Here is a 23,586-nt window from a genome sequence, read left to right as displayed (position 1 = left end):
TGATGAGTAAGTCCAGCTTAACGGGATTTGCGGGGAAACGCAACCGACAATCGATTGCGCAACGGCTGATTGTCTGATAAGCTAAGGGGGTTAAAAAAATAAGCGTATGACACTAGGGGCGCCATTTGGCTGAGAAGTACCCTCGAACCTGATCCGGATAATTCCGGCGTAGGAAAGTGAGCCTCCTTTTGTCGTGCACAATTGGAGGCTTTTTTATGTCAAATTCTGTTCGACGGTTAACGCTAGCATCCCTGTTAGTGGCCTTAGGGGTCATCGGTGGAAGTCTGTTTTCCTTTACAATCGGGGTGGCTAAGGTAGCGCCCATGCAGCACTTAATTAACTTGGTGAGTGCCGTCCTGCTGGGTCCGTGGTGGGCGCTTGGCCAAGCGCTAGCAACTTCAGTGTTACGTAACGTTATGGGAACGGGAACCGTGCTGGCCTTTCCGGGCAGCCTCTTTGGGGCGTTTATTGCGGGTTGGGTCTTTCGGTGGACCGGCTCCCTTATAAGCACTGCGGTTGGCGAACTTGTGGGTGATGGGATTATTGGTGCATTGGCGGCCTATCCCGTTGCAGCGTGGTTCTTGGGGAGCAAGGGTGCCCTGTGGTTATTCATCCCCAGCTTTTTTATGAGCGCCCTAGTTGGGACCATCATCGGATATGGGTTACTGCGAGCCCTATGGCGGCCGGTAATTCGACCGCAGCTCGATAAATGGCGGCGGACGCGGGCCGAGTAGCTAAAGCTACTAAGCCAAATACTTGATTTTGCCCCCGTTTTAGCGAGAATTAGGGGTGCAACAGAAAAATTGGGGGCGATTTCAAATGGATAATAACATTAATATTATGATTAACGGTCAACGATACGGAATGATTTTAAACGGTAACGTGACGGCCACGGATTTAGACCAGCACCTGCCGCTTGATTTAGACTTCCAGAGTAACGGCGAAGCCTATTACGCTTCACTTCCTGTTGCTTTAACCAATGCGGATACCGATCATACTCACCACCTATTAGATAACAAACTTTACTATGGAATCGTTAGTCACCGTTTGATTTTTCAGTTAAAGGATGTTGACGGCGCGGATGATTACATTGAGATTGGCCACTTTAAGGATACGGAATTAACGACGGTTCTCAAAGCGGCGCCGGAACACCTTTTGCTCACGGTTGCTCGGGACGATGAGTAGGAGGTTATAATGAAAAACGTTTTAATTATTGGTGCTACGGGTTCGGTGGGGCAAGTGGTGCGCCAAACCCTTTTAGACCAAACAGACGACCAACTGACCCTGTTTTCTCGGTCCGCGGGTCAGCTAGCCATTGATCAAAGCCGGGAAACTCACGTTTCGGGAGACGCTACCGATCCATCGGCGTTGCGGGGAGCGGTTAAGGGGCAGGACTTGGTGTTTGTGGCCCTCAAGGGGGATATGCCCGCCTTTGCTTCAGCCATTATTCAAGCGATGGATGAGGAGGCAGTGAGTCGGCTGGTGTTTATCGATGCCATGGGGATTTACAACGAGGCGCCCGCCGAATGGATGGGTAGTCAGTTAGATGATCCCTATAACGACCCAATTTTAGCACCGTTTCGGGTGGCAGCGGATGAAATCGAAGCCTCGGATTTGAACTATACCATTATCCGACCAGGCTGGTATCGGGAACCAGTTATGAAGGTGACAAACTACCAAATCACCCAGCGAAATGAACCGTTTGGTGGCCCAACAACCTCGAGGGAAAGCATTGCAGCGTACGTATTGGCCTTAAGCCAGGACGATCAGTTAGATAACCGGGCCAACGTCGGAATTAACCTGCCTAAGACCGAATAGTCTATCGAATCTAATCTTCACTATAAGCTCGTTCAGAAATATTTCTGAGCGGGCTTTTTACTTTTTTCGCTAATATTTGGTACGGTGGGCTAAAAGGAGCGATTAAGATGACGCAGGATTTACAATCACTATTTTTTAGTTTGCTGGGGTTTGGAACGGGACAGTTAGGGTACGAAGTTAAGGCTCCCAACGTCCAAATGACGGAGCCTGGTCAGGTGACGCTCGTACCAAACGTGCAAGTAGAGTTCAGGGTGCCAGATAACCAGGGTGATGGGTTTGCCCGGTTTATGGTGACGGCGAGTAACGTTGCCCGGGTAAAACAGTTGCTAACGGCGGCCCTCAACCAGCAGTCCCTATCGGGGTTAACGCCTAATGATTCACAGGACCAGCACTTACACTTATCCCCCGCGACGACCTTCGACGATCAAGGCCAGCCAGTGCCGGGATTTAATTTAGCGCTGGATCCCCAGCATAGTACGGCGGTGAAAACCCCGGATGTTTCCCAAATTTTACAGCAGCTCAATCAACTTAATACGAGTACCGCGAAGGTTGTCTTGCAAAACCAGTTTAGCCAGCTGGCCCAGAACCTAAAGCATAACGGCCAATTTGCTCATCAATTACAGCAGCCACCGGTGAACCAAACGAACATTAACAACAGTGTTAATACGGTGACGAATCCCACAAACTCCTCCATTCAATCGCGAATCTTGGATGATATTAATAACGGCAATTCTAATAACAACGGGGATACGAACCATAATTCAACCGAACAGTCACCGTTTAACGATAACGGATCGAGCGATCAAAATCAGTCACAGGGATCAACTGATAACCAGGATGCAAACTCCGATAACCCCGCGGGGAGTCAGTAAGGACAGCGGTTCAACGGCTACACTGAAATTTTTTAAAGTTTTGGCTTGCCTTAGAGTCGACTCGAAGGGTTACAGTAGGGGCACAATCAAATCAGGAGGTGACAGTATGACGGCGTTAGATCCAGAAAAACGGTATCGAATTGGAGAGTTTGGCGCATTAGTCGGTTTATCAACCTACACCCTACGTTACTACGAAGACGAAGGCCTTATTCGCGCTCGGCGGGATGAAAACGACCAACGTTACTACACGGTAAATGATATTGGCTGGATTGGGTTTCTCCTTCACCTAAAGGGCACCGGAATGAAGCTGACGGAGTTAAAGCAGTACGTGAAGTGGCGGGCACAGGGGGATCAAACCATTCCCCAACGGCGGGACCTTTTAGAACAGGTTCGTGAAGCCAGTTTGGCAGAAATTCGGGAACGGGAGGCCAGTCTAAAGGTACTGTCCCATAAGATTGATTGGTACGACGGTAAACTGGACCATCAAATTGCGGATAACGAAAGTTTTGCAGAGTACCTGAGCCAGTTTAGCGATCAAGATTAAAGGAGCGAACAGCATTGACAGTGAAGAATAAAATTGTCGTCATTACGGGAGCCTCGTCCGGAATTGGCGAGGCAACCGCTGAATTACTGGCTAAAAATGGAGCACGGGTCGTCTTAGGGGCTCGGCGGGAAGCTAAACTACAGGCTTTAGTTGACCAAATTAAGGCTGACGGGGGCGAAGCCATTTACCGGGTCACCGATGTCACTAAGATGGCGGACGTTAAGGCGTTAGTTGAACTTGCCAAGGATCACTTCGGCGGCATTGACGTGATATTTAATAACGCCGGCGTCATGCTGACGTCCCCGCTTAGCGAGCTAAAAACCGATGAATGGGATCAAATGGTTGATATTAACTTAAAGGGGGTCTTAAACGGGGTCGCAGCCGTTTTACCTACCTTTACCGCCCAGAAACACGGGCACGTGATTACGACGTCCTCCGTGGCTGGCTTAAATCCCTACCTCGGAGCCGGCGTATACGGGGCCACGAAGTTTGCGGTTCGGGATATGATGGAGATTCTGCGGATGGAAAGCGCCCAGGAGGGAACTAATATCCGGACCACCAGTTTGTACCCCGGTGCCATTAATACGGAGTTAGTTGATCACATTACCGATCAAAATGCTAAGGCCGGAATGGATCAGTTCTACGATCAGGTCGGGATCTCTCCGGATGCCGTGGCGCGGGCCGTCAACTTTGCGATTGATCCACCCGATGACGTCGAAATGCACGACTTAACCATTTACCCCACTAAGCAAGGATAGGAGGGACCATTCATGAATGATAATCAGATGATTGTAAAAAATAATCCCTTTGGGTTCGGTGAACTGAATACCGAATACGCCCAATTCTTTCAGGGTCAAAGCTTCTTAAAAACGTTGGTGGCGGATCCCGACGTAAGCGTTAACGTGGGCAACGTTTCGTTTGAACCGGCCTGCCGAAATGACTGGCATATCCACCACGATGGGTTTCAAATTTTACTCGTGACGGCGGGCGAGGGCTGGTACCAAGAATGGGGTCAAGCGCCACGTAAACTGCGGGTCGGCGACGTGGTCGTTACTAAGGATGGCATCAAACATTGGCATGGTGCAACCAGGGACAGTTGGTTTAGTCATATTGCAATTACAGCGGGAACGGCTGAATGGTTAGAACCCGTTAGCGCCGCCGATTATGACGCATTGCCTAAGGAATAGGAGGCGTCAAAATGGCAGAAAAACAAACGGCTGGTCGGGATCAGTTGGGTGACTTTGCTCCCCAGTTTGCGACTTTAAATGATGATGTTCTGTTTGGTGAAGTTTGGTCAAACGAGGCGGCCCTGTCCGCCCACGATCGAAGTATGATTACCGTTGCGGCCCTCATTTCAGGGGGGAACTTAGAACAGTTAGACGCCCACTTAAAGATTGGCAAACAAAATGGTATTACCCAGGATGAAATTGTGGCTGAAATCACCCACCTGGCCTTTTACGTTGGCTGGCCCAAAGCCTGGTCGGCGTTTAGTCGAGCGAAAGAAATTTATGCCGATTAGTTCCAGATGAAACTGCGGTGGATCAGCCCGCAAATAAACGACGGATTCTCACCCAAGCGCTTGTGGATTGGGAGTTAGGGTTCGCCGTTTTTTGGCCGGAGCCTTTGCTTTAAGTTAGGCGCGCTTACGGCTATAATGTGGACTAATCAGGAGGAGGTTGAGGTTTGTGAAACAAAGAAAATGGTGGATTGGTCTAGTTGTGCTGATCGTTGCAATGGTCAGTGCGATATGTTTTCAACTTGGCCGCCGGGAGTCAAATTCAGTGCAACCAAGTGCGGATGGGGTGCCGACGTTTTACCTGCACGGGTACGGGGGCTCGGCTAATTCGACGAACGGCATGATTGACTATGCGGTTCAGCATAATGGGGCCACTAAAGTTATTCAAGCCGTCGTGGCTCCCAACGGAAAGGTCACGCTGCGTGGTAGGTGGACCGGCCAAGTTACCCATCCCATTGTTCAGGTGGTCTACCAAAATCCACGCCAGCGAAACTTTAAAACGGACGGCCGGTGGTTTAGAAACGTCTTACTGGCCGTTAAGAAGCAGCATTCGTTTTCCCGGTTTAACGCGGTTGCTCATTCCATGGGGAACATGTCGCTGATGTATGAAACCCTGTTTGACAGCCATGAATCCGGGATGCCACAGCTTCAAAAGGAGGTCAATATTGCGGGCCACTTCGACGGAATCGTGCAGCTGGATGACCGGCCCAACCAGAATTCCTTAGCCGCTAACGGGAAACCCAAAATAATGGATAGTACCTACCGGGAACTGTTGGCTAACCAAAATCAGTTTCCTAAAAATCAGGTTGATATCTTGAACGTGTACGGAAATCTCCGAAACGGAACCAATTCAGACGGTGACGTCACCAACGTGTCTTCCCGCTCGCTTTACTACTTGGTGGGAAAACGTGCAAAGAGTTACACGGAGCTGCAGTTTAACGGGCCCTCGGCACAACACAGCCGGTTGCACGAAAATCAGCGGGTTGATAAGGCAATTGGCAGTTATCTCTATCGCCGCTATTAAAAATTTTAATGGGCAAAGAGGGATTAGAGTGGTAAAATAACACCATTAGTTATTTTATTCACAAGGAGAAAACGTAGATGTCAAAAAAAGTTGCTTTTATTACCGGTGCCGGTCAAGGAATCGGACAGAGTATTGCTGAACGGCTATCAAATGATGGTTTTGCGGTGGCCCTAGTCGGTCGTCACAAGGAAAAGACGGATAAGGTTGCCGACAAGATTAACCAAAACGGCGGCCAGGCAATTTCAATTGCCGCTGACGTTGCCGATCGTGACGAAGTGTTTGCAGCCGTTAACCAAACGGTTGATGAATTAGGCGACTTAAATGTCGTTGTCAATAATGCAGGTGTGGCACCGACAACGCCGATTGATGAAGTGACTCCGGATCAATTACAGAAGGTGACGATGATCAACACGGGCGGTGTTGTTTGGGGAATTCAGGCGGCCCACGCTGCCATGAAGAAGTTAGGCCACGGCGGTAAGATTATTAACGCTACTTCCCAGGCCGGTGAAGTCGGGAACCCTAACTTGACGGTGTACGGATCAACGAAGTTTGCGATTCGTGGTATTACGCAAACGACGGCTAAAGAACTTGCGGTTGATGACATTACGGTAAATGCCTATGCACCTGGAATTGTGATTACTCCGATGATGGAAGACATTGCCCATGAAGTCGGGAAAAACGCTGGTAAGGATGACGAATGGGGAATGCAAACCTTCGCTAAGGACATCACTCTAGGCCGAGTTTCTAAGCCAGAGGACGTTTCCGCAGTGGTTTCGTTCCTTGCGGGTCCCGATTCAGATTACGTCACGGGTCAAACGATTACGGTTGACGGTGGAATGGTTTTCCATTAACCACTAATAGAGAAATATTGGAACGGATAGCGGCCAATGACCGCTGTCCGTTTTTTGGTTCTATGTTAAATAGTGTGATGGATTAATATATTGAACTCAGATCTATGATTCGGATTCTTTTTGATGCAATTTCAAGCCGAATTCTGGTAAATAAACTTTGCATGTTGCGATAACCGTATTCAGTTCTGCGAATTTGTTCTATTTTTCGAATTAGGCCTTTGAGTGGACCATTCGAATACTGGCAACTTAAAGAATTTTGACTATATTTTAGGTTTTTTGAAAGGTATTAATAGTTGTGTCCAAATCTGTTCCGATATTTATTTGTTTCAAAAACTGGTTACAGTTCCCTCTCGCCACGGAGACGGCCTCTTTTATTTTGATATCTAAACTTTGCTTTGACACTACATTTAACCTTTTGTCCTTTTCAAAATTTGTTAAACTATTTTTTGGACAAATATGACAGCTAGTTGTCATATTCACTTTGCTAAGATGGCATTTGTTGAAGGAGTTCATATGAAAATCAATCGGTTAGTCGGGATTTTATCAGTGTTATTGCAAGAAAATGAAACAACTGCAGTTAAGTTGGCGCAGAAATTCGAAGTGTCTCAACGAACAATCTATCGTGATATTGATAGTTTGGCAGAAGCCGGAATCCCAATTTATACAACTCGTGGTTCAGGTGGTGGCATTCGAATCATAGATGATTATCGAATAGATCGGACTTTACTGACATCCAAAGAAATGCAAGGGATTTTAACAGGGTTAAGGGGGATAGATAGTGTCAGTGGCAGTCATTATTATCGACAATTAATGGAAAAAATCCAGGCAGGCTCTTCGGAATTAATTAATGGTCAAGAAAATATTTTGATAGATTTAGCTTCATGGTATCAGCCTACCCTTGTTCCAAAATTTCAATTAATTCAAAATGCGATTGAAACAAACCAAAAAATCAGTTTTGCTTATTTTGCGCAAGCTGGTAAAAGTCAGCGTCAAGTGGAGCCGTATTATCTCGTGTTCAAATGGTCCAATTGGTATTTATGGGGTTGGAGTACTGAAAAACAGGACTTTCGTTTGTTTAAACTAATGCGAATTTCCCAACTCAAATTAATGGATGAAATATTTCAACCTCGTCCGGCGCCCATTCCTGATCCAGCAGTTCGTAAAACCCAGACCAATCATATTAAATTCAAAGCTTTATTTAACAACAAAGTTGCTTGGCGGGTCGTTGAAGAATTTGGCACTGATAACTTAGCCAAACAAACTGATGGCCGTTTGCTGCTCCAAGGTGATTACAGCAATTCAGAGAGTTTGTATCAATGGCTCCTGACTTTTGGTAACGATGTTGAAATACTGGAACCTCAATCGATTAAAATTGAACTCCTTCAAACCGCAAAAAAAATACTTCAACTATATGAAGCAAATTAAAGAGGTTTGTTTTTATGAAAAGTGTCGATCTTGGCAAAGATCAAGTACTACCACTTGTTTTAAAGTTAGCATTACCCACTATGTTGGCCCAGTTTGTCAATGTGTTATATACAATAGTTGATCGAATGTTTATCGGCCATATTCCAGGAATTGGCACTTTATCGCTTGCTGGTGTTGGTGTCTGTGGCCCAATCATTTCAGTTTTATATGCATTTGCTTATCTGGTAGGTCAAGGTGGCACGCCACTAATGGCCATGCAAATGGGCGCTGGTAATTTAAAATCAGCTAAAGAAATCCTCTCTAATTGCTTTCGAATTTTACTGGTTTTAGGACTATCACTAACCATTTTATTTCTCATTTTTCGTAAACGATTTCTATGGTGGTTCGGTGTTAGTTCGGCTACCTATCCATATGCCTTATCTTTTTTGACAATTTATATTTACGGAACCGTCTTTGCACTTATTTCTGGTGGATTAAATAGCTTTTTGATTGCTCAAGGTCACTCGGGGCTTGGCGTAACAACCGTTTTAATTGGTGCCCTCTTAAATGTTAGTCTTGATCCAATTCTTATTTTTGTTTGTCATCTTGGAGTTGCAGGTGCCGCTTATTCGACCATTTTTTCACAAATAATTTCAGCTTTATTTGCATTATTTTGTCTATGCTTTTGGGATCTACCTGTTAACCTAACATGGGGCCACTTTAGACCAGATCTTTGTATAAAAATTATCGGATTAGGCTTAGCACCTTTTCTAACCTATGCGTTGGATAGTTGCCTACTCATTTTATTAAACACTACTTTGCAAAGAACCGGTGGCGTAGGATTGGGTGATCGATTGGTCACTACGGCAACTATTATTCAAAGTTATCTCTTACTGGTAACTTCCCCATTAAGTGGTATTACGTTGGGATGCCAAGGAATTGTTAGCTTCAACTTTGGGGCCAAGGATTTTAAACGCGTTAAAAATGCATTATGGTGTGTTTATCTAGTCTGCCTTAGTTTTTGCAGTATCATATTTTTGATTACAATTTTTGCTTCACCTTATTTTGTCCGTTTGTTTACCAATGATTCGCCATTAATTACTCAAACTGTCACAGCACTCAAAATTTATCTTGCTGCAGTTTTATGTATGGCCGCTCAATGGACTGTTACCGATATGGGAATAGCCATGGGCCAGATGAAAATGGCCTTATTCTGTTCTTTATTACGGAAAGCACTATACATAGCCGGCGTTTTGATTCTACCGTTTTTATTCACACCTCAGGCAGCATTTTTTGCTCAACCACTATGTGACGGTGTAACGTCTATCATTTCAATTATTATCTTCTTTAGAATATTAAGTAAGATTCTCGTGCCAAATCAGGAAATTGAGCAGACTTAATACTTAATTTATACTAAAATCATCTCTGTACAGCTCGTTTTTAAGGGTAAAAAACGAATGTACGTTCCCACTTTATGGTACACTAAAGGTACCATAAATGAGATAAGCGAGGGATTAATCATGGATACGAATTTTTTGCAACAAGTGTTAGGGACTGCCGATAAGATTGCGTTAAGTACATCACTCGATCATGATGCCGATGTCAAAATCGTCAACTATGTGTGGTACCCTGATGAACCAGATACCCTGTACTTTTCATCCGTTAAGGATACGGACGCCGTTAAAATTTACGACCAAAATCCGGATGTAGCGTTTATTACGGTGCCCTACGATAGTGAAAAAACCAATCCGTTTGTGCGCGGCCAACACGTTACGGTTCAAAAATCGACTAAAACGATTGACGACTTGTTGCCACGATACCTTGAAACGGTGCCCGGATACCAAAAAGTATACGACATGATCGGAAAGTCCCTAGTGGTTTATGAAATTAAGCTCCATACCGTCACGGTGGACGCCGGTCTAGGCGAAAAAAAGACGGAGATGACGTTTGGATAGGGTGCCGAACTCCTCGGTAACTCCCGAGGATTAACGTAAGAATCAAAATATGCTGGTCCTTAGCATAATTTGATTCTTGGGTTAACGGGAAGGAGTTGAGGAGAGAGGCCTGACTAAAAGGGTGTGGAATCCCTCGATTAACTTCTGAGGACTAAGGGCGTCACCGAAAAATCCCGGTCTAGGGTATTATTCTTGTGGCTAACTCCGTCACCGAAAAATCCCGGTCTAGGGTATTATTCGGTGACGGAGTTAGCCACAAGAAGTTGAGGGATGGAACCCGACTAACAGGGTGTAGAGCAGCTCGGTAGATCTTGAGGAATAACTGAGGCATCGGAAAATGCTGGTTTTAGGCATTATTCGATGCCTGGGTTAACCGCAGAGATCTGAGCGGTGGAACCCGACTAAAGGGTGTCGAACTCCTCGAAAACTTTGGTGGATGCATCGGTTTTTAAGTGCAACGGCTTGCGTTTATAAATTAAACTCGATATGATGGCAAGGTTGGCTTTTGAAGCCAACCTTTTTATTTTATAGCCCTCTTTTGTTAATTAAGTTGACATTGATACAACGAATGCGTATCCTAGGAGCCAGTAAAAAATTAGAGGTAACAGGAGGAATGGTAGATGGCCTTTTTGGAAGTCCGAGACGTTTATAAGTCTTACTATTTAGGTAAAGAAGAGTTTCCGGTATTAAAGGGAATTTCGCTCGATTTTAATTTGGGTGAGTTTGTGTCAATCCTTGGTGAATCCGGAGGCGGTAAGTCCACCTTAATGAACATCATTGGGGGGCTGGACCGTAACTTTAAGGGAAGTATCCTAGTTGACGGTAAGAAGTTAGACCATACAAACGAAAAGGACATGGACCGTTACCGGCGCGAGACGATTGGCTACATTTACCAATCCTATAATTTAATTAGCCACCTCACTGTGTTAGATAACGTTTTAATTTCACTTGATATGACGTCCCTTAGCGGGGAGGCCAAAAAGACGCGGGCCAAAGAACTATTGGCCGAAGTTGGGTTAACCGGGCAGGAAAAGAAATACCCGAACCAGCTTTCCGGGGGTCAAAAACAGCGGGTGGCCATTGCCCGGGCGTTAGCTAGCAACCCGAAGGTCATAATCGCTGATGAACCCACTGGTGCGTTGGATTCCCAAAACACGAAGGAAGTCTTGGAGATCTTAAACAGGATCGCTTCCGAAGGCCGGTTAGTCATTACGGTAACGCACTCACAGGATGTTGCTGATTCAGGAACTCGGATCGTCAAGTTAGTGGACGGTAAAATTGCGAGTGATGAACAGGTTCGTGAACCCTATGTGGTGGACACGAAGGATCCGGGATTTAAATCACGGCTGCTGCCAGCGAGCGTGAGCTACCGGACCGCTTGGAAACACTTTAAGTACAACTTCGGCCGAAACTTCCTGATCGTGCTGGGGACCGCCATTGGTCTGTTTGCCGTCATTTTATTTTCGGGACTGGGTAACGGAATTAGCGGCTACATTAATAAACAAATTACGGACGTGGCAAACCCGAAGGTTATTTCGGTTTCACGCTACCAAAAGAAGAGCGACAATGATCAGCAGGGCGGTGCTGGCATGATGCAGCAGGCCAGTTTGACCAAGGTACCAACTTTCGACACTAAGCAGATTAATAAGCTGAAGGATCTGGACCACGTTGATAAGGTGGAAAAGATGTACACGGCAAATAGTGTTACCGTCAAACGGGATGGCAAATCGGCCAGCATTTCCAACTTAACCAACTGGACGGCCCTCTACCCGAAGTCATCCATTGAAGCTGGTCACGCCCCTAAGAAGGGTGAGGTGCTGCTTGATAAGACTTCCGTGGCTAAGAAGTTAGACAAGCAGGACTGGAAGGCCCTAATTGGAAAGACCGTTACGTTATCCTATAAAGCTCAAAGCAAGTCGGGCCAGATCGTAACCGTTAAGTTTAACGCCAAGGTTTCCGGAATTGGGAAGAACCAAACGGGAGCCTCTGCCGTTAACGGAGTCAATACGGAGACCCTGGCAGACGCAATGAAGGCCAAGAACGTTGATACGAATCCTCAGGCCATGATCGTGAGCGTGAATACCCTCGACAATGCTAAGACGGTTAGCAAGCAGATTAACAAGATTAAGATTGATGGTAAACGGCAGTTTACGTCAACTTCAATTGCATCAATGATTGATACCGTTCAAACTTACATTCACTTGGCTTCCACTATTTTAGCGGTGATTGCGGCCATTTCATTAGTGGTTTCGGCCCTTATGATTATCGTGACAATGTACATGTCGGTGAGTGCACGGACCAAAGAAATTGGGGTGCTTCGGGCGTTAGGTGAGAGTAAGAAGGATATTCGGCGGCTCTTTGTGAGTGAATCCCTGATTATGGGGGTCCTCAGTGCCGTTCTTGCCACGGCCTTAGCCTACGGGGTCGGTGCTGGCGCCAATGCGTTGCTGGCTAAAATTGCCTCATACAGTTTCATTCAAATTACGGCGGGTGATGTGATCACGACCTTTGTGATTGCCATCGTGATTTCCCTCCTAGCCGCAGTCCTACCCGCACGGCACGCTTCAAAACTGAATCCAATTGATGCCCTTGCGGCAGATTAAACTAATAAACAAGGCTGGGAGATAAGACGTTTAGACCATGCCAAATAAAGCGAAGGACCAGATTCGATTGTTTTTTTATCGAATTTGGTCCTTTGTTTTATTGGGTTGTGGTCTGTCTTATATCCCGTAACTACGGGTCCGAAAGCATCCGACTAAGGATGAAGGGCTTTCGGACCATGCTGCAAGAATCGCCTTTTTAAGTGAAGCGGACTTACTATCTCTAGCCTCTTTTTTAGTGGAATTTAACGGCGACTTACCGTTTTCGTTGTCACATGATATACTAGCAAAATATGTAACTGATCGGTGTTTGAAACGGGGGATGAAGATGCGGTATAGAGGATGGGTGGCTGCGGCCATCGTTATTTTTGGCGGGTTCGGGTTGTTAGAGTTTCATGACCAACGGCAAAATCAAAGCCGGCATGAGGCGATCGCGGTGTCGCAAACCCGAGTTAGTCAGCACTCAAAGTCTGAGAGTTCGTCAAATCAGGTGAAAACGTATCAGGCCGATAACGACCACATTACTGGACGTTCACAAGCCATTAAGGCCGTTAAGGATACGCTTCACATTAAGCAACGGGTGATCATCGCAAACAATGGGGATGGAACTGATCAAGCGGGTGACCAATACTACGAAGTGGAGGCGGTCAAACGGAATTCGGATGGCCGGCTCATCCAAACGAATTTATACTGGGTTTACCAAAACGGTCAAATCATTCCGCGGTAAGGGTTAGGAGTAGGAGAGATGAAGATGCAACGAAAGTTAAACGCACGGCAAATGCAAATGATTGCCCTCGGGGGGACAATCGGAGTGGGACTTTTTATGGGGTCCAGCTCAACCATTCGGTGGACGGGCCCCTCAGTGCTATTGGCTTACATTATTTCGGGGTTCTTTTTATACATGATTATGCGGGCCCTCGGTGAGATGCTGTACATTGAGCCCACCACCGGTTCATTTGCCAAGTTCGCCACCGACTACATTCATCCGGTTTTTGGTTTCTTGACGGCGTGGAGTAATATCTTTCAGTACGTGGTGGTAGGGATGTCGGAAATGATTGCGATGGGCGGTTACTTTCAGTTTTGGTGGCCTCACTTGCTGGTTTGGGTTCCCGGTTTAATTTCCGTGATCTTTTTATGTCTGGCCAACTTAGCCTCCGTGAAAATGTTTGGGGAACTCGAATTTTGGTTCGCCCTAATTAAGGTCGTGACCATTATCCTAATGATTATTCTGGGCCTCGGCGTCATTTTTATCGGGATTGGAAATCACGGTCACCCGGTTGGAATAAGTAACTTATGGGCCCACGGTGGCTTTTTCACCCACGGCATTAAAGGGTTTATCTATGCGTTAGCAATCGTACTAGCTTCCTACCAGGGGATCGAGTTGATCGGTGTAACGGCTGGTGAAGCCGAAGATCCACAGCACACCTTAGTGCGTGCGATTCGTTCAACGATTGGCCGAATTCTCATTTTTTACGTGGGCGCCATTTTTGTGATTGTGTCCATTTATCCCTGGGATCAGCTTAGCCAACTGGGATCACCATTCGTTCAAACGTTCACTAAGGTGGGAATTACCGGAGCAGCGTCACTAATCAACTTTGTGGTCATCACGGCGGCACTCTCGGGGTCAAACTCCGGGATATATAGCGCCAGCCGGATGTCCTTCACCCTTGCACACCAAAAGCAGCTGTCCAATAAGTGGACCAAACTGAACCGGCACGGCGTTCCATTTTACTCCGTCATTGCGATCTCGTGTGGGATCGCCCTGGGAGTGGTTGCTAACGTGGTTCTCCCGTTGTTCTATAAAAATGCGAGTGATATCTTTGTGATGATCTATAGCTCAAGTGTCCTTCCGGGGATGGTCCCCTGGGTCGTTATTTTAATCAGTGAAATTCGGTTTCGCCGGGAGCATGCGGCTGAAATGGTGAACCACCCCTTTAAAATGCCGCTATCGCCCATCATGAATTACATCACCTTGCTTTACCTTTTCATTACCCTCGCCTTTATGTTTATTAACCCGACAACCCGGGTTTCAATTATGGTCGGCGTGGTGTTCCTCGCCGTCATGACGGGAATTTACTTTCATAAGTTTAATCGAAAAAAGGGTTAACGAAAGCTTGCGGTAGGTGACGTTTCGCCGTATGATAGTCTTATTAATATCGAAAGGGCGATCTTATGCCAAAACAGGGGAAGTACGCGAAGGCCAGCTCGCTGAAGCGGATTCGAAACATTAAGCGTAAGCAGCAGGCCCATCATGATCACGCCATTGATCGGGCGGATCTCTCAGACTTCTTGGTGGTTCGGTACCAGTTAGTGACTGAAAAGCAGGCCGAAATAGCGCACGAAACCCTCCAGCGGTTTCTCATGTTATGGTTGGAAACGGCGGAAAAGCATGAGGGTGAATGGTCAGTTCGGAATGTTACGAAACAGGCGTTACAGTCAGCGAACATTCAGGTCCCGTGGCAGTTTTACGCCTTTATCGTGGGGCAGTGGAATCAATTCCAGAAGTTTCTGCTGAAAGAGATTCCTGCCGTCCCGTTAGATCAGCAGCAGATTGTTACCGATCCACTAACTTCAGCTGAAGTCAGTCGAATGGTAGCCCAGCAGCTGGCTGCCAACGTCTTTTTAACCACCTTTAAGGGTGACGATGACCGGTTGCAAGCGGTGGCCGCCGTGCAAATGATGCAGATGACCGCAAGCTTTTTACGCGACCAACAGGTTGACTGGCAGGCGGTTACCGCCGTCTTTTTGGCAACGCCGTTCGCGGTCGCTCCGGATGTCGATTCGGGGACCCGGGATTGGTTAGTCAATCTAAGCCAGTATTCCGCAGCTCAACTTAATGTTTGATATCAAAAGGAACGGGTCAGGCGTTCCTTTTTTGCTAAGTAAAAAACGAAAGAGGGAAAATTATGTTAGCCATTTTGATTGGTTTGACGATTGGGATTGGATTACCCATGCAGACGGCAGTAAATTCACAACTCAGGGATGCCGTTCGGTCGCCCTTTGGATCCTCACTGGTGTCGTTTGCCATTGGGACGGTCTTTTTAGTCATCATGACGGTGGCAACCGGGGCCACGTTGCTGCTACCCGCTAATTTTATCACGACGGAACCCTGGTGGATCTGGATTGGTGGGGTCTTAGGCGTTTTTTACCTCACCGCCAACGTGGTCCTGTTTCCCCGCCTGGGGAGTGTTCAGACCGTCATTATGCCAATCATGGGGCAAATTCTGATGAGTATGCTGGTTGATAACTACGGCTGGTTTTATTCGCCCAAACACGATTTGGGCTGGAGTCGGTTTGTCGGGGCCATCCTTGTGATTATCGGCGTGATTTTGGCCGTTGCCGTTGAAAGCTGGGTGCAAAACCGAAACCATCCGTTGGATGCCGAAGCCAAAAAGAGTGTTCGGGGAAGTGGAATTTGGCTTTGGCGGATTGCGGGCATCTTGGCGGGAATGTTAAGTGCCACGCAAACGGCGATTAATGGCCACCTCGGAACCGTCCTGGGCTCCGCCGTTAAAGCCTCCCTGATTTCATTTGTGGTGGGAACCCTGTTGCTAATTGTGATCGTCGGGGTCGGAGATCGGTCCTTTAGCTTTAAAAGTGCGGTAACCGGTCACTGGCCGTGGTGGATTTGGAGCGGAGGCATCATTGGGGCGGCCTTTGTCGTTGGTAATGCCTACTTGGTTCCTAAAATTGGAACGGGTCTGGCCGTCGTCATTGTGTTGCTGGGTCAAATTATTGGCAGTATGCTCATTGATCAGTTCGGCTGGTTCCGGGCTAACCGCCGGCCAGTGGTGCTCATTCAAATCGTGGGCGTATTAATTATGGTTGCGGGTGTCGTCATGATTAAGCTCGTATAAGATCAGCCTTACAATTAATTTGAATTCCGAATAAATAAAATAACGACGGATTTCCTCGTTGAGCAGTTGTGGCTCGGGGAAATCCGTCGTTGTTTTATTTGGGGAACTTCTACTTTTGAGTTTGGGCTAGGGGCCACGCTATTAATAATAATTCTTGCAGGCGACAATACCCATGTGACCATTTTGGGGTGTATAAACTAAGCGGTCCTTACGGTTGATTCACCTTGACCACCCATCTTGATATCTTAATCGTTCTGGTTTTCCCAGCCCATCGCGTTGAATTGACTTAATTAAATTATTGATTCGTTTTAGAGTTTTACGATCTTCCGTTTGCCAAGCTAAATAGGCTTGCCATGCTTCATCTAGAAATTCAATGGTCATTGTCAATTAGTCTCCATCGTCAATGAGGGTGTGAGGATTAACATCCTGCTCGTTGGCTAACTTTTTAAAGCGCCGATTTAGTTCGGCTTGGTTGGCTTCGCTGTAAAACGGATCTTTGACCTCGAAAGGCAGGCCGCCTTCAGCAATGCTTTTCTTTATAAAAATATTAATAGCCGTTGAAAGGTTAAGGCCCAAGCGGTCAAATAGTTCTGCTGCTTGCTGCTTATCTTCGGGACTCGTCTTGACTGAAATTGAAACTTTCTTTTTTTCAGTATTAAGCATTGTCTTCACCTCGTGGCCATAGTAACACCAAATCAATCCAGTGGATATACTTAAGCAAACTTTGTCCTGCAATCGATAGCTATAAGGGCCCTCTGGTGGCAACTAAATAAAGACGGTGACCAAATCCGATTAAAAATAATCGAACCTGGTCACCGTCCATTTTTGGTCTAAACATCGTCATGTCGTTGAGACTAGTCGCTCACCTTAACGATTTTTCCGCAGGCAATTGGCAGAGTGACGTGCTGATCGTATTCACCGGCCATGCCTTGAACGGTGTCAGGGAGCTGCATGTCGTCCGGAACGCCATGAATATAGACGACCCGCTTATCAAGGTCGAGGTTGGCGTCGTTGAATGCCTTCTTAAAGTTGCGAACGAGTTCGTCGATCCCGACTTCCTTGAAGTAGTCGAAGTTGCCGTGTTCGTTTGCAACGGGATAGTTGCTGTTGGCAATGTCAAGCTGTTGGGGTGCCGAGTCAAACGGAACCATGGTCGTCCCTGAGACGGGTTCGGTCTCAACTAAGTCAACAAACCCGTCGTGGTTGGTATCCTGTGCCATGGTAGCGGGTTGGGCGTCCTTGCCGTCAACGAAGCCGTGGAAGTGTTCCCAGTGCATCATGTTGGCGGGAACGCCTTCCATTTCGATGGAAATCCGGAGCCGTTTTTCGTCTAACTCAAACGTGGCTTTTCCGTGTGGTGCAGTGCCAATTTTATCTTCGTTTAGTGGTTGAATATTTGCTTCATACTTTGCCATATGAAAACCCCCTCATTGTTCTATCTTAATCGTAGCATAGGCCAATGAAAGGGGGCGGTTTAACGCTTATTAAAATTAGTGGTTAGTGGCCTAATTGCTAGGAATCCTGCTTGGTAGCAGCAATGACTACTTCCCTGATGTTGACTTCCTGCGGCATCTGGTACATCTGGTAGACCACCTGGGCAACGTACTTGGGATCGAGGGTCTTGCCACCGTCACCCATGCTTTGTTTCCAGTCGTTATAGGTGGCTAGGGCTTCTTCATCGGTGACGTGGGTGAGCAGCTCGGTATCCGCAGCCCCAGGTGCTACAACGGCAACCCGGACATTCTTAGCGGCGACCTCGCCACGAACGGTTTCACTAAGGCCATGAACGCCCATCTTAGTGGCAACGTAGGCGGCATGGTTGGCGAATTCTTTTCGCCCAGCAATGGAGGACATGTTGATAATGGTGCCGCCCTCCCGTGCCATCATATCATCTAGGACAATCTGCATGCCGTTTAAGACGCCCATCACGTTGGTGTTCAACATGGTTTGCCATTCGCTTGGATCCTGACGCCAGACGTTGCCAAGCAACATGACGCCGGCATTATTGACGAGGAGGTCCGTTTGACCAAACTGATCTTCGGCTTTTCTGACGGCCGCCTTAAATTCAGCGTAATTGGTAACGTCCACTTGGTCAACGAGGACGTTCGTAAAGTCGAGTGGCAGAGTCTTGATTTTGGCTGTGTTTCGGCCTAACAACAGTGTAGGATAGCCGTTAGCGTTAAAAATTTTGGCCGTTTCAGCCCCGAAGCCTGAGCTGGCCCCGGTAATGACAACGAGTTTTTTCATAATCAAATCTCCTTTAATTGGTAAGTGAACTTAGTGTAGCACCTAGACATTAGTCTAAGTAAAGCTATAATGGTCCTATTCAATCAAAAATTTGGGGAGGAAGAAAATGACCTACACCATTGGACAAGTCGCTGAACGCTTTGGCTTGTCAGAGTACACTATTCGATTTTACGACAAACAGGGGCTGTTACCGTTTGTTAAACGGAATGCTGCGGGGCGGCGTGAATTTACCGACGACGATCTCAAGACGATTAACATTATTGTTTGCCTCAAGGAATGCGGGGTGAAAATTTCGGAAATCCACCACTTTGTGGACATGCTCATGGCGGGGGACGACACCTTAGAAGACCGGCTCGCCTTCTTTAAGCAGCAGCAGGAAAACGCCTTGGAGCAGCTTGAACGACAGAAAAAGAACTTAAGCAAGCTGGACTTTAAGGTCCGCTACTATACGGCCGCTGTTTACGAAGGGACCGAGGCCGGAATTGACGGTGACTGTGACGTACCTAACTGCCCGATAACGGTTAACGGCAAGGTGTTTGACCAAGACCAAGTGGGCTAGCCGTTAGTTAAACGGGTGGTTCTTTAGGAGCTCCGTGTAAAACGCAAGTTCGCGAATGGCTTTATCCAGGTGACGGACTACGGCATCGGCTCCATCGCTGCTAACGTCCAGAACGCCAGATTCATTAAAGTATTGGTCCACGTTTGGGACCGCAATTTGGGCGGGTAGGGTAAAGGCGCCTAACCGGCTGAGCGGGGCCAGCAGTCCGATACCACCGAGCCGGCCACCCCTAGAATTATTAGCATAGGTTAAGACCTTAGCTGGTTTCCCCATAAATTCATCCGCCACGTAATCTAAGGCGTTCTTCAGGGCGCCGGGCATGGTGTGATCGTATTCTGGAGTCATGATTAAGTAGCCGTCAGCCGCTCCCAGATCAGCGAGCCACCGCTTCGTGTTTGGCGCAAGCTGGCGGTTCTTGTTGGCTAAGGGTGGTAATGGTTCGTCAAACCCAGTCAGCTGGTAATCCCGAAGGTTCTTGAACTGAAACTCGGTATGCGTTAAATCAGTGTACCGGTCCGCATTGTTGGCTAGGTATCGGTAGAGGTGTTCGCCGTTTGACACGGTTCGGATACTGCCAAGCAGAACTAAAATGGATGTCATAAAAAAGCCTTCCTTACTGTATAAGTTAAGTCTAAGTTTAAGCCAATTTACCGAAATGAACACAGAAAAAGGTTAGAAATTGAGGGTTTTCGTTTAGGGTTAAATGTGAAAAGGATTACACTAGAGGTATTAAATTAAGGGAGCGATGAGGATGCCAGAAATGCCAGGTGCTAAAGAAGTCGATGATTATATTGCCGGGTCAACGCCCATTGCCAGACCGATTGAGATGACGTTGCGTCAACTACTAAAGGATACGTGGCCAGACGCAAACGAGACGGTGGTGAACGAGGTCCCCACCTACCAATTGCAGGATAAGTCGGTGGCATACGGGGTTGATAACGATAAGGAGCGGGTAGTGGTCACACTGTCTGAGACGTTACCCGATAAGGTGATCAGCGAGGCCGATCGCATGGGATATGAGACGGATGCCCAGCATCTTTATGTGGGTTATAACCAGCCAGTGCCCCTAAATATGATGCGGAACCTCTTAACGGAACTATAAGGCGGTGATTAAAAATGCCCATTAGACCAGCTGTCAAAACGGTGGATGAATATGTGATGAAGGTCACTCCCATGGCGACTAACATCGTCACCACCCTCCGACAGATTATTTTAGAAACGTGGCCCGACGCCACCGAGACGATTAAGTACGGGATGCCCACCTACCTTCGGGGAAAACTACGGGTTAGCTTCGATACGTATCAGGATCACGTCAGTTTTATGAGCAGCGAAGACCTTTCGCCACTAACAATTACCCAAGCTAATACAGCGGGGTATATGACCGGTCAAAAACGGATCAACATTCAGTTCGACCAGGCCGCTCCAGTCGAGTTTATTAAAAATGTGATGGCGGAAATGAAGTAGGAAAAGGGTGTGGAGTCACTCGGGTAGATCTCGAGGAATAACTGAGGCAGTGAAAAATGCTGGTTTTGGGCATTATTCATTGCCTGGGTTATCCGGAGGGATCTGAGTAGTGGAACCCAACTAAAAAGGGTGTGGAACTTCTCGCTTACTTCTGAGGATTAACGGTGCACACAAAAAAATACTGGGCTTTAGTATTATTTGTGTGCTTGGTTAACCGCAGGAAGTTGAGAAGTGGAACCCGACTAAATAAGGCGGCTGACCAAGTTCGATTAACCTGGTCAGCCGCCTTATTTGGCATGTCTGAACGTCTTATATTCTTACCCTTTACTTGAGTAAGTGGTGGGTGAGAAGGTAATGGTGCGCCACCGTTGACGCCTTTTCGTGCTTGACTTGAACGTCATAGTTCATGGTTTGCATGTCCTTCTCGGTAATCTGATTGGCCAGTTTGTTTAAGGCCGGTTTTAAAGCCGGGTACTTTTTAAGTGTAGAGGTTTTTAACAGTGGGGCTCCCTGATACGGTGGGAAATAATGGAGATCGTCTTTTAGAACCACCAGGTGATACTGCTGAATTTCAGCATCCGTTGTGTAACCATCGACCACGTTGACCTTACCGTTAACCAGTGCTTTGTACCGAATGCTTGGCTCCATCGTTCGAATGGAACCCATCTGCAGGTTATAAGCCTTCTGTAATCCGGGGTACCCGTCTTTTTGGTGGTCAAAGTCGGGGTCAAAGCCTGCGTGCAGCTTGGTCGCAATTTCACGCAAGTCAGAGATGGTTTTGAGGTCGTACTTCTTGGCGAATTGTTGGGTTACCGCCAGATCGTACCCGTTTTGGTACTTCATCGGTTTTAGGTAGGACATTTGATATTCGGAGCTCAATCCGGCCCGGGCCTTTTCGTACGTTTGCTGCGGGTTATGGGAGGTTTTCGTGTGACTCTTTAAAATGGTTTGGGTCACCGTTCCCGTAAATTCTGGGTAGACCTGAATTTGGTTGGACTGGAGGGCCTTAAAGAGAAACGAGGTGGCACCGAAGTTCGGTTTAGTCACCACCTGTAACTTGTGATCCTGCTGTTCAATTAGTTCCTTATACATATTAATGAGAATATCCGGCTCGCTGCCTAGTTTACCTGCAATGGTAATGGTGGCTGTCTTGGCGGTGTAGGATTGGTAACCGGCGGCCCCAGCAATGAGGGCCACGGCAATGGCAACCACTTCGACCATTCGCCGCAAGGATAATCTGCCGAGCCACCGAATGAGTGCGGAGAAGAAAATGGCAAGTAAGGCGGACAGGACCGCACCGATGATTAAGTATGAATTATTATTGGTTTCAATCCCCAGTAGAATATAGGTCCCTAATCCGCCAGCTCCGATGAGGGCCGCAAGGGTTGCCGTTCCGATAATCAGGACGAGGGCGACCCGTAAGCCGCCAATGATGGTCGGCATAGCTAGGGGAAGGTCAATCCGAAACAGCCGCATCCACCGTGGGAGTCCGAACGCCGTCGCGGCTTCTTGCAGTGACGGGTCAATTTCTGAAAGCCCGGAGTAAGTGCTCTGAAAGATGGGCATGACGGCGTACACCACGAGGGCGATAACGGAAGGTACGGTCCCAATCCCCACGAAGGGAATTAAAATTCCGAGGAGTGCGAGGGACGGAATGGTTTGCATGACGCTGGTGATTTGGAGAACGCCCTCCGCAATTTTTTTGTGGGGGGTTAGGATGATGGCGAGGGGAATGGCAATTGCGGCTGCAATGAGCAAGGATAACAGGGATAAGCCAATGTGCTGCAAGAGGGCCTCCCAAATTTGGCCCCGCTGGGTCACCATGGTGTGCCAAAGGTTTTGCCACATGGGTTAGACCCCCCTTTCTGAAATGTAACTCAGGAGATCCTGGGTCGTAATGACCATATCTTGTCCGTCACTCCGGGTAACGATAACCCCGTTGGGCTGACTCTTTAATGTTTGGGCCAGATTATTAAGGCTCGCTGACTTAGGAATTCGCATGTAGTGTTTGTCCGGTTCCACGGGGCGATCGTAACCACTGAGAAGGAGCTCATCGACCGTTAGGGTTTGCTGCTGATCCTCGGCGGAAATGAAGAATTCCTTAATGAAGTCGTTTGCGGGGTGCTGGCGAATATCGTTTGGGGTTCCGACCTGCTGGATGTGGCCGTTCCGCATGACAGCCACCCGGGTCCCTAAGCGGAGGGCTTCCCGCATATCATGGGTCACAAATACAATGGTGAGGTTTAGGGATTGATGGAGCTGAAGTACGAGGTCCTGCAATTGTTTTCGCGAAATCGGATCTAGGGCGCTAAAGGGTTCATCCATTAAGATGATCTTCGGCTCCGTTGCTAGAGCCCGAACGATCCCAACCCGCTGCTGTTCGCCACCGGATAGCTCCCGGGGATACCGGTTGGCATAGTCATCCGGACTTAAGTGAACCTGGGTTAGTAACTGTCGGGACCGCTCAATTCGTTTGGCTCTGGGCCACCGGAGCGCTTCGGGTTGAATCGCAATGTTATCTTGAATGGTCATGTTAGGGAACAGGGCGATGTTTTGAAGAACGTACCCCATGGTCAGCCGCAGCGCCTGAATGTTATAGTCGGTAACGTTTTGATCCCCAATCTTAACGGTGCCGGAGGTAGGGTCAATCAACCGGTTAATCATTTTAAGGGTGGTGGTTTTCCCACTGCCGCTGGGGCCAACTAGGACAAAAAGCTCACCCGTGTGAATGGTGAGATTGAGGTCGTCGAGGGCGAGGTGTTCGGGGTACTGTTTTGTGACGTGTTCAAAGGAAATCAATTTATCAGACCTTCTCTTTTAGCTCGATAGTTGTAAGTTCATGTTGATATTATAGTCCCTCTAGCTGGCGCTGGGG

Annotated in this window: 27 protein-coding genes, 2 pseudogenes and 1 riboswitch; of the genes and pseudogenes, 21 read left to right on the top strand and 8 right to left on the bottom strand. The window is 47.5% G+C overall.

From position 1 onward, the window contains the following. Positions 1 to 104 precede the first annotated feature (104 nt). Positions 105 to 192, top strand: a riboswitch (TPP riboswitch). A 23-nt stretch (positions 193 to 215) separates the two neighbouring features. From thiW to DCM90_RS05075, 10 genes are all read left to right on the top strand, one after another. Next, positions 216 to 734 (top strand): energy coupling factor transporter S component ThiW, encoded by a 519-nt coding sequence (gene thiW, locus DCM90_RS05120; protein ID WP_109250260.1) that lies wholly within the window; start codon positions 216 to 218, stop codon positions 732 to 734. Between the two features lie 85 nt (positions 735 to 819). Beyond that, on the top strand, positions 820 to 1,185 hold the full coding sequence (locus DCM90_RS05115; RefSeq protein ID WP_109250259.1) for a cyclophilin-like fold protein: 366 nt from the start codon (positions 820 to 822) through the stop codon (positions 1,183 to 1,185). A 9-nt stretch (positions 1,186 to 1,194) separates the two neighbouring features. Next, positions 1,195 to 1,818 (top strand): NAD(P)H-binding protein, encoded by a 624-nt coding sequence (locus DCM90_RS05110; RefSeq protein WP_109250258.1) that lies wholly within the window; start codon positions 1,195 to 1,197, stop codon positions 1,816 to 1,818. A gap of 107 nt (positions 1,819 to 1,925) precedes the next feature. Continuing rightward, on the top strand, positions 1,926 to 2,690 hold the full coding sequence (locus DCM90_RS05105) for a hypothetical protein (RefSeq protein WP_109250257.1): 765 nt from the start codon (positions 1,926 to 1,928) through the stop codon (positions 2,688 to 2,690). A gap of 106 nt (positions 2,691 to 2,796) precedes the next feature. Then, a complete protein-coding gene (locus tag DCM90_RS05100) occupies positions 2,797 to 3,234 on the top strand; it encodes a MerR family transcriptional regulator (protein ID WP_109250256.1) in 438 nt (145 codons plus the stop codon). 14 nt (positions 3,235 to 3,248) lie between these two features. Continuing rightward, a complete protein-coding gene (locus DCM90_RS05095; RefSeq protein WP_109250255.1) occupies positions 3,249 to 3,992 on the top strand; it encodes an SDR family oxidoreductase in 744 nt (247 codons plus the stop codon). Positions 3,993 to 4,019: 27 nt separating this feature from the next. Continuing rightward, complete coding sequence (locus DCM90_RS05090; protein WP_109250543.1) at positions 4,020 to 4,421, top strand: cupin domain-containing protein; 402 nt, start codon at positions 4,020 to 4,022, stop codon at positions 4,419 to 4,421. 11 nt (positions 4,422 to 4,432) lie between these two features. After that, on the top strand, positions 4,433 to 4,753 hold the full coding sequence (locus DCM90_RS05085; RefSeq protein WP_109250254.1) for a carboxymuconolactone decarboxylase family protein: 321 nt from the start codon (positions 4,433 to 4,435) through the stop codon (positions 4,751 to 4,753). A 166-nt stretch (positions 4,754 to 4,919) separates the two neighbouring features. Further along, positions 4,920 to 5,774, top strand: coding sequence for an alpha/beta hydrolase (locus DCM90_RS05080; protein WP_109250253.1), 855 nt, complete (start codon positions 4,920 to 4,922; stop codon positions 5,772 to 5,774). Positions 5,775 to 5,851: 77 nt separating this feature from the next. After that, positions 5,852 to 6,625: a (S)-acetoin forming diacetyl reductase gene (locus DCM90_RS05075; RefSeq protein ID WP_109250252.1), complete on the top strand. Its 774-nt coding sequence runs from the start codon at positions 5,852 to 5,854 to the stop codon at positions 6,623 to 6,625. 82 nt (positions 6,626 to 6,707) lie between these two features. Here DCM90_RS05075 and DCM90_RS09900 read toward each other — a convergent pair. Next, positions 6,708 to 6,881, bottom strand: a pseudogene (locus tag DCM90_RS09900) (transposase); the annotation flags it as partial. Positions 6,882 to 7,114: 233 nt separating this feature from the next. Between DCM90_RS09900 and DCM90_RS05065 the strand changes: the two are divergent. From DCM90_RS05065 to DCM90_RS05030, 8 genes are all read left to right on the top strand, one after another. Further along, positions 7,115 to 8,050: a helix-turn-helix transcriptional regulator gene (locus tag DCM90_RS05065; RefSeq protein WP_225365971.1), complete on the top strand. Its 936-nt coding sequence runs from the start codon at positions 7,115 to 7,117 to the stop codon at positions 8,048 to 8,050. Between the two features lie 14 nt (positions 8,051 to 8,064). Then, positions 8,065 to 9,429: an MATE family efflux transporter gene (locus DCM90_RS05060; RefSeq protein WP_109250249.1), complete on the top strand. Its 1,365-nt coding sequence runs from the start codon at positions 8,065 to 8,067 to the stop codon at positions 9,427 to 9,429. Between the two features lie 120 nt (positions 9,430 to 9,549). Further along, complete coding sequence (locus DCM90_RS05055) at positions 9,550 to 9,984, top strand: pyridoxamine 5'-phosphate oxidase (protein WP_109250248.1); 435 nt, start codon at positions 9,550 to 9,552, stop codon at positions 9,982 to 9,984. A gap of 620 nt (positions 9,985 to 10,604) precedes the next feature. Beyond that, the gene (locus DCM90_RS05050) at positions 10,605 to 12,587 is read left to right on the top strand and encodes an ABC transporter ATP-binding protein/permease (RefSeq protein WP_109250247.1); all 1,983 of its coding nucleotides are present in this window, start codon (positions 10,605 to 10,607) and stop codon (positions 12,585 to 12,587) included. A 325-nt stretch (positions 12,588 to 12,912) separates the two neighbouring features. After that, positions 12,913 to 13,311, top strand: coding sequence for a hypothetical protein (locus DCM90_RS05045; protein ID WP_109250246.1), 399 nt, complete (start codon positions 12,913 to 12,915; stop codon positions 13,309 to 13,311). 24 nt (positions 13,312 to 13,335) lie between these two features. After that, on the top strand, positions 13,336 to 14,691 hold the full coding sequence (locus tag DCM90_RS05040) for an amino acid permease (protein WP_109250542.1): 1,356 nt from the start codon (positions 13,336 to 13,338) through the stop codon (positions 14,689 to 14,691). Between the two features lie 65 nt (positions 14,692 to 14,756). Continuing rightward, positions 14,757 to 15,428, top strand: a complete 672-nt coding sequence (locus DCM90_RS05035) for a hypothetical protein (protein WP_109250245.1) — start codon at positions 14,757 to 14,759, stop codon at positions 15,426 to 15,428. Positions 15,429 to 15,490: 62 nt separating this feature from the next. Next, entirely contained in the window at positions 15,491 to 16,441 is a 951-nt protein-coding gene (locus DCM90_RS05030) for a DMT family transporter (protein ID WP_109250244.1), read from the top strand. Between the two features lie 141 nt (positions 16,442 to 16,582). Here the strand turns inward: DCM90_RS05030 and DCM90_RS05025 are convergent. From DCM90_RS05025 to DCM90_RS05010, 4 genes and pseudogenes are all read right to left on the bottom strand, one after another. Further along, positions 16,583 to 16,822: pseudogene (locus DCM90_RS05025) on the bottom strand (Txe/YoeB family addiction module toxin). A gap of 6 nt (positions 16,823 to 16,828) precedes the next feature. Continuing rightward, positions 16,829 to 17,104: a type II toxin-antitoxin system RelB/DinJ family antitoxin gene (locus DCM90_RS05020; protein WP_109250242.1), complete on the bottom strand. Its 276-nt coding sequence runs from the start codon at positions 17,102 to 17,104 to the stop codon at positions 16,829 to 16,831. 191 nt (positions 17,105 to 17,295) lie between these two features. Then, positions 17,296 to 17,856: a hypothetical protein gene (locus DCM90_RS05015; protein WP_109250241.1), complete on the bottom strand. Its 561-nt coding sequence runs from the start codon at positions 17,854 to 17,856 to the stop codon at positions 17,296 to 17,298. A gap of 97 nt (positions 17,857 to 17,953) precedes the next feature. Beyond that, positions 17,954 to 18,688 carry an SDR family oxidoreductase gene (locus DCM90_RS05010; protein WP_109250240.1) on the bottom strand — a complete coding sequence of 245 codons (735 nt, stop codon included), beginning with the start codon at positions 18,686 to 18,688 and terminating at the stop codon, positions 17,954 to 17,956. Between the two features lie 106 nt (positions 18,689 to 18,794). Between DCM90_RS05010 and DCM90_RS05005 the strand changes: the two genes are divergently transcribed. After that, positions 18,795 to 19,247 (top strand): MerR family transcriptional regulator, encoded by a 453-nt coding sequence (locus DCM90_RS05005; protein ID WP_109250239.1) that lies wholly within the window; start codon positions 18,795 to 18,797, stop codon positions 19,245 to 19,247. Between the two features lie 3 nt (positions 19,248 to 19,250). Here the strand turns inward: DCM90_RS05005 and DCM90_RS05000 are convergent, their stop codons facing one another. Then, complete coding sequence (locus DCM90_RS05000) at positions 19,251 to 19,847, bottom strand: NADPH-dependent FMN reductase (protein WP_109250238.1); 597 nt, start codon at positions 19,845 to 19,847, stop codon at positions 19,251 to 19,253. Between the two features lie 151 nt (positions 19,848 to 19,998). Between DCM90_RS05000 and DCM90_RS04995 the strand changes: the two genes are divergently transcribed. Further along, positions 19,999 to 20,349, top strand: a complete 351-nt coding sequence (locus DCM90_RS04995; RefSeq protein WP_109250237.1) for a hypothetical protein — start codon at positions 19,999 to 20,001, stop codon at positions 20,347 to 20,349. A gap of 14 nt (positions 20,350 to 20,363) precedes the next feature. After that, the gene (locus DCM90_RS04990) at positions 20,364 to 20,711 is read left to right on the top strand and encodes a DUF1801 domain-containing protein (RefSeq protein WP_109250236.1); all 348 of its coding nucleotides are present in this window, start codon (positions 20,364 to 20,366) and stop codon (positions 20,709 to 20,711) included. Positions 20,712 to 21,035: 324 nt separating this feature from the next. On the opposite strand, the gene DCM90_RS04985 is transcribed toward DCM90_RS04990, so the two are convergent. Both DCM90_RS04985 and DCM90_RS04980 read right to left on the bottom strand, forming a co-directional pair. Further along, positions 21,036 to 22,559 carry an ABC transporter permease/substrate-binding protein gene (locus tag DCM90_RS04985; RefSeq protein ID WP_109250235.1) on the bottom strand — a complete coding sequence of 508 codons (1,524 nt, stop codon included), beginning with the start codon at positions 22,557 to 22,559 and terminating at the stop codon, positions 21,036 to 21,038. A gap of 3 nt (positions 22,560 to 22,562) precedes the next feature. Next, positions 22,563 to 23,510, bottom strand: coding sequence for an ABC transporter ATP-binding protein (locus DCM90_RS04980; protein WP_109250234.1), 948 nt, complete (start codon positions 23,508 to 23,510; stop codon positions 22,563 to 22,565). Positions 23,511 to 23,586: the final 76 nt, after the last annotated feature.

The organism is Levilactobacillus bambusae, from assembly GCF_003124125.1.
GTDB lineage: Bacteria > Bacillota > Bacilli > Lactobacillales > Lactobacillaceae > Levilactobacillus > Levilactobacillus bambusae.
This window is presented reverse-complemented; position numbering and strand designations above follow the sequence as displayed.

What these genes read in the sequence shown, in the direction of transcription:
- thiW (WP_109250260.1), top strand. Translation starts at nt 216, where the DNA reads ATGTCAAATTCTGTTCGACGGTTAACGCTAGCATCCCTGTTAGTGGCC.
- DCM90_RS05115 (WP_109250259.1), top strand. Translation starts at nt 820, where the DNA reads ATGGATAATAACATTAATATTATGATTAACGGTCAACGATACGGAATG.
- DCM90_RS05110 (WP_109250258.1), top strand. Translation starts at nt 1,195, where the DNA reads ATGAAAAACGTTTTAATTATTGGTGCTACGGGTTCGGTGGGGCAAGTG.
- DCM90_RS05105 (WP_109250257.1), top strand. Translation starts at nt 1,926, where the DNA reads ATGACGCAGGATTTACAATCACTATTTTTTAGTTTGCTGGGGTTTGGA.
- DCM90_RS05100 (WP_109250256.1), top strand. Translation starts at nt 2,797, where the DNA reads ATGACGGCGTTAGATCCAGAAAAACGGTATCGAATTGGAGAGTTTGGC.
- DCM90_RS05090 (WP_109250543.1), top strand. Translation starts at nt 4,020, where the DNA reads ATGATTGTAAAAAATAATCCCTTTGGGTTCGGTGAACTGAATACCGAA.
- DCM90_RS05085 (WP_109250254.1), top strand. Translation starts at nt 4,433, where the DNA reads ATGGCAGAAAAACAAACGGCTGGTCGGGATCAGTTGGGTGACTTTGCT.
- DCM90_RS05075 (WP_109250252.1), top strand. Translation starts at nt 5,852, where the DNA reads ATGTCAAAAAAAGTTGCTTTTATTACCGGTGCCGGTCAAGGAATCGGA.
- DCM90_RS05065 (WP_225365971.1), top strand. Translation starts at nt 7,115, where the DNA reads ATGGCATTTGTTGAAGGAGTTCATATGAAAATCAATCGGTTAGTCGGG.
- DCM90_RS05060 (WP_109250249.1), top strand. Translation starts at nt 8,065, where the DNA reads ATGAAAAGTGTCGATCTTGGCAAAGATCAAGTACTACCACTTGTTTTA.
- DCM90_RS05055 (WP_109250248.1), top strand. Translation starts at nt 9,550, where the DNA reads ATGGATACGAATTTTTTGCAACAAGTGTTAGGGACTGCCGATAAGATT.
- DCM90_RS05050 (WP_109250247.1), top strand. Translation starts at nt 10,605, where the DNA reads ATGGCCTTTTTGGAAGTCCGAGACGTTTATAAGTCTTACTATTTAGGT.
- DCM90_RS05045 (WP_109250246.1), top strand. Translation starts at nt 12,913, where the DNA reads ATGCGGTATAGAGGATGGGTGGCTGCGGCCATCGTTATTTTTGGCGGG.
- DCM90_RS05040 (WP_109250542.1), top strand. Translation starts at nt 13,336, where the DNA reads ATGCAACGAAAGTTAAACGCACGGCAAATGCAAATGATTGCCCTCGGG.
- DCM90_RS05035 (WP_109250245.1), top strand. Translation starts at nt 14,757, where the DNA reads ATGCCAAAACAGGGGAAGTACGCGAAGGCCAGCTCGCTGAAGCGGATT.
- DCM90_RS05030 (WP_109250244.1), top strand. Translation starts at nt 15,491, where the DNA reads ATGTTAGCCATTTTGATTGGTTTGACGATTGGGATTGGATTACCCATG.
- DCM90_RS05020 (WP_109250242.1), bottom strand. Translation starts at nt 17,104, where the DNA reads ATGCTTAATACTGAAAAAAAGAAAGTTTCAATTTCAGTCAAGACGAGT.
- DCM90_RS05015 (WP_109250241.1), bottom strand. Translation starts at nt 17,856, where the DNA reads ATGGCAAAGTATGAAGCAAATATTCAACCACTAAACGAAGATAAAATT.
- DCM90_RS05010 (WP_109250240.1), bottom strand. Translation starts at nt 18,688, where the DNA reads ATGAAAAAACTCGTTGTCATTACCGGGGCCAGCTCAGGCTTCGGGGCT.
- DCM90_RS05005 (WP_109250239.1), top strand. Translation starts at nt 18,795, where the DNA reads ATGACCTACACCATTGGACAAGTCGCTGAACGCTTTGGCTTGTCAGAG.
- DCM90_RS05000 (WP_109250238.1), bottom strand. Translation starts at nt 19,847, where the DNA reads ATGACATCCATTTTAGTTCTGCTTGGCAGTATCCGAACCGTGTCAAAC.
- DCM90_RS04995 (WP_109250237.1), top strand. Translation starts at nt 19,999, where the DNA reads ATGCCAGAAATGCCAGGTGCTAAAGAAGTCGATGATTATATTGCCGGG.
- DCM90_RS04990 (WP_109250236.1), top strand. Translation starts at nt 20,364, where the DNA reads ATGCCCATTAGACCAGCTGTCAAAACGGTGGATGAATATGTGATGAAG.
- DCM90_RS04985 (WP_109250235.1), bottom strand. Translation starts at nt 22,559, where the DNA reads ATGTGGCAAAACCTTTGGCACACCATGGTGACCCAGCGGGGCCAAATT.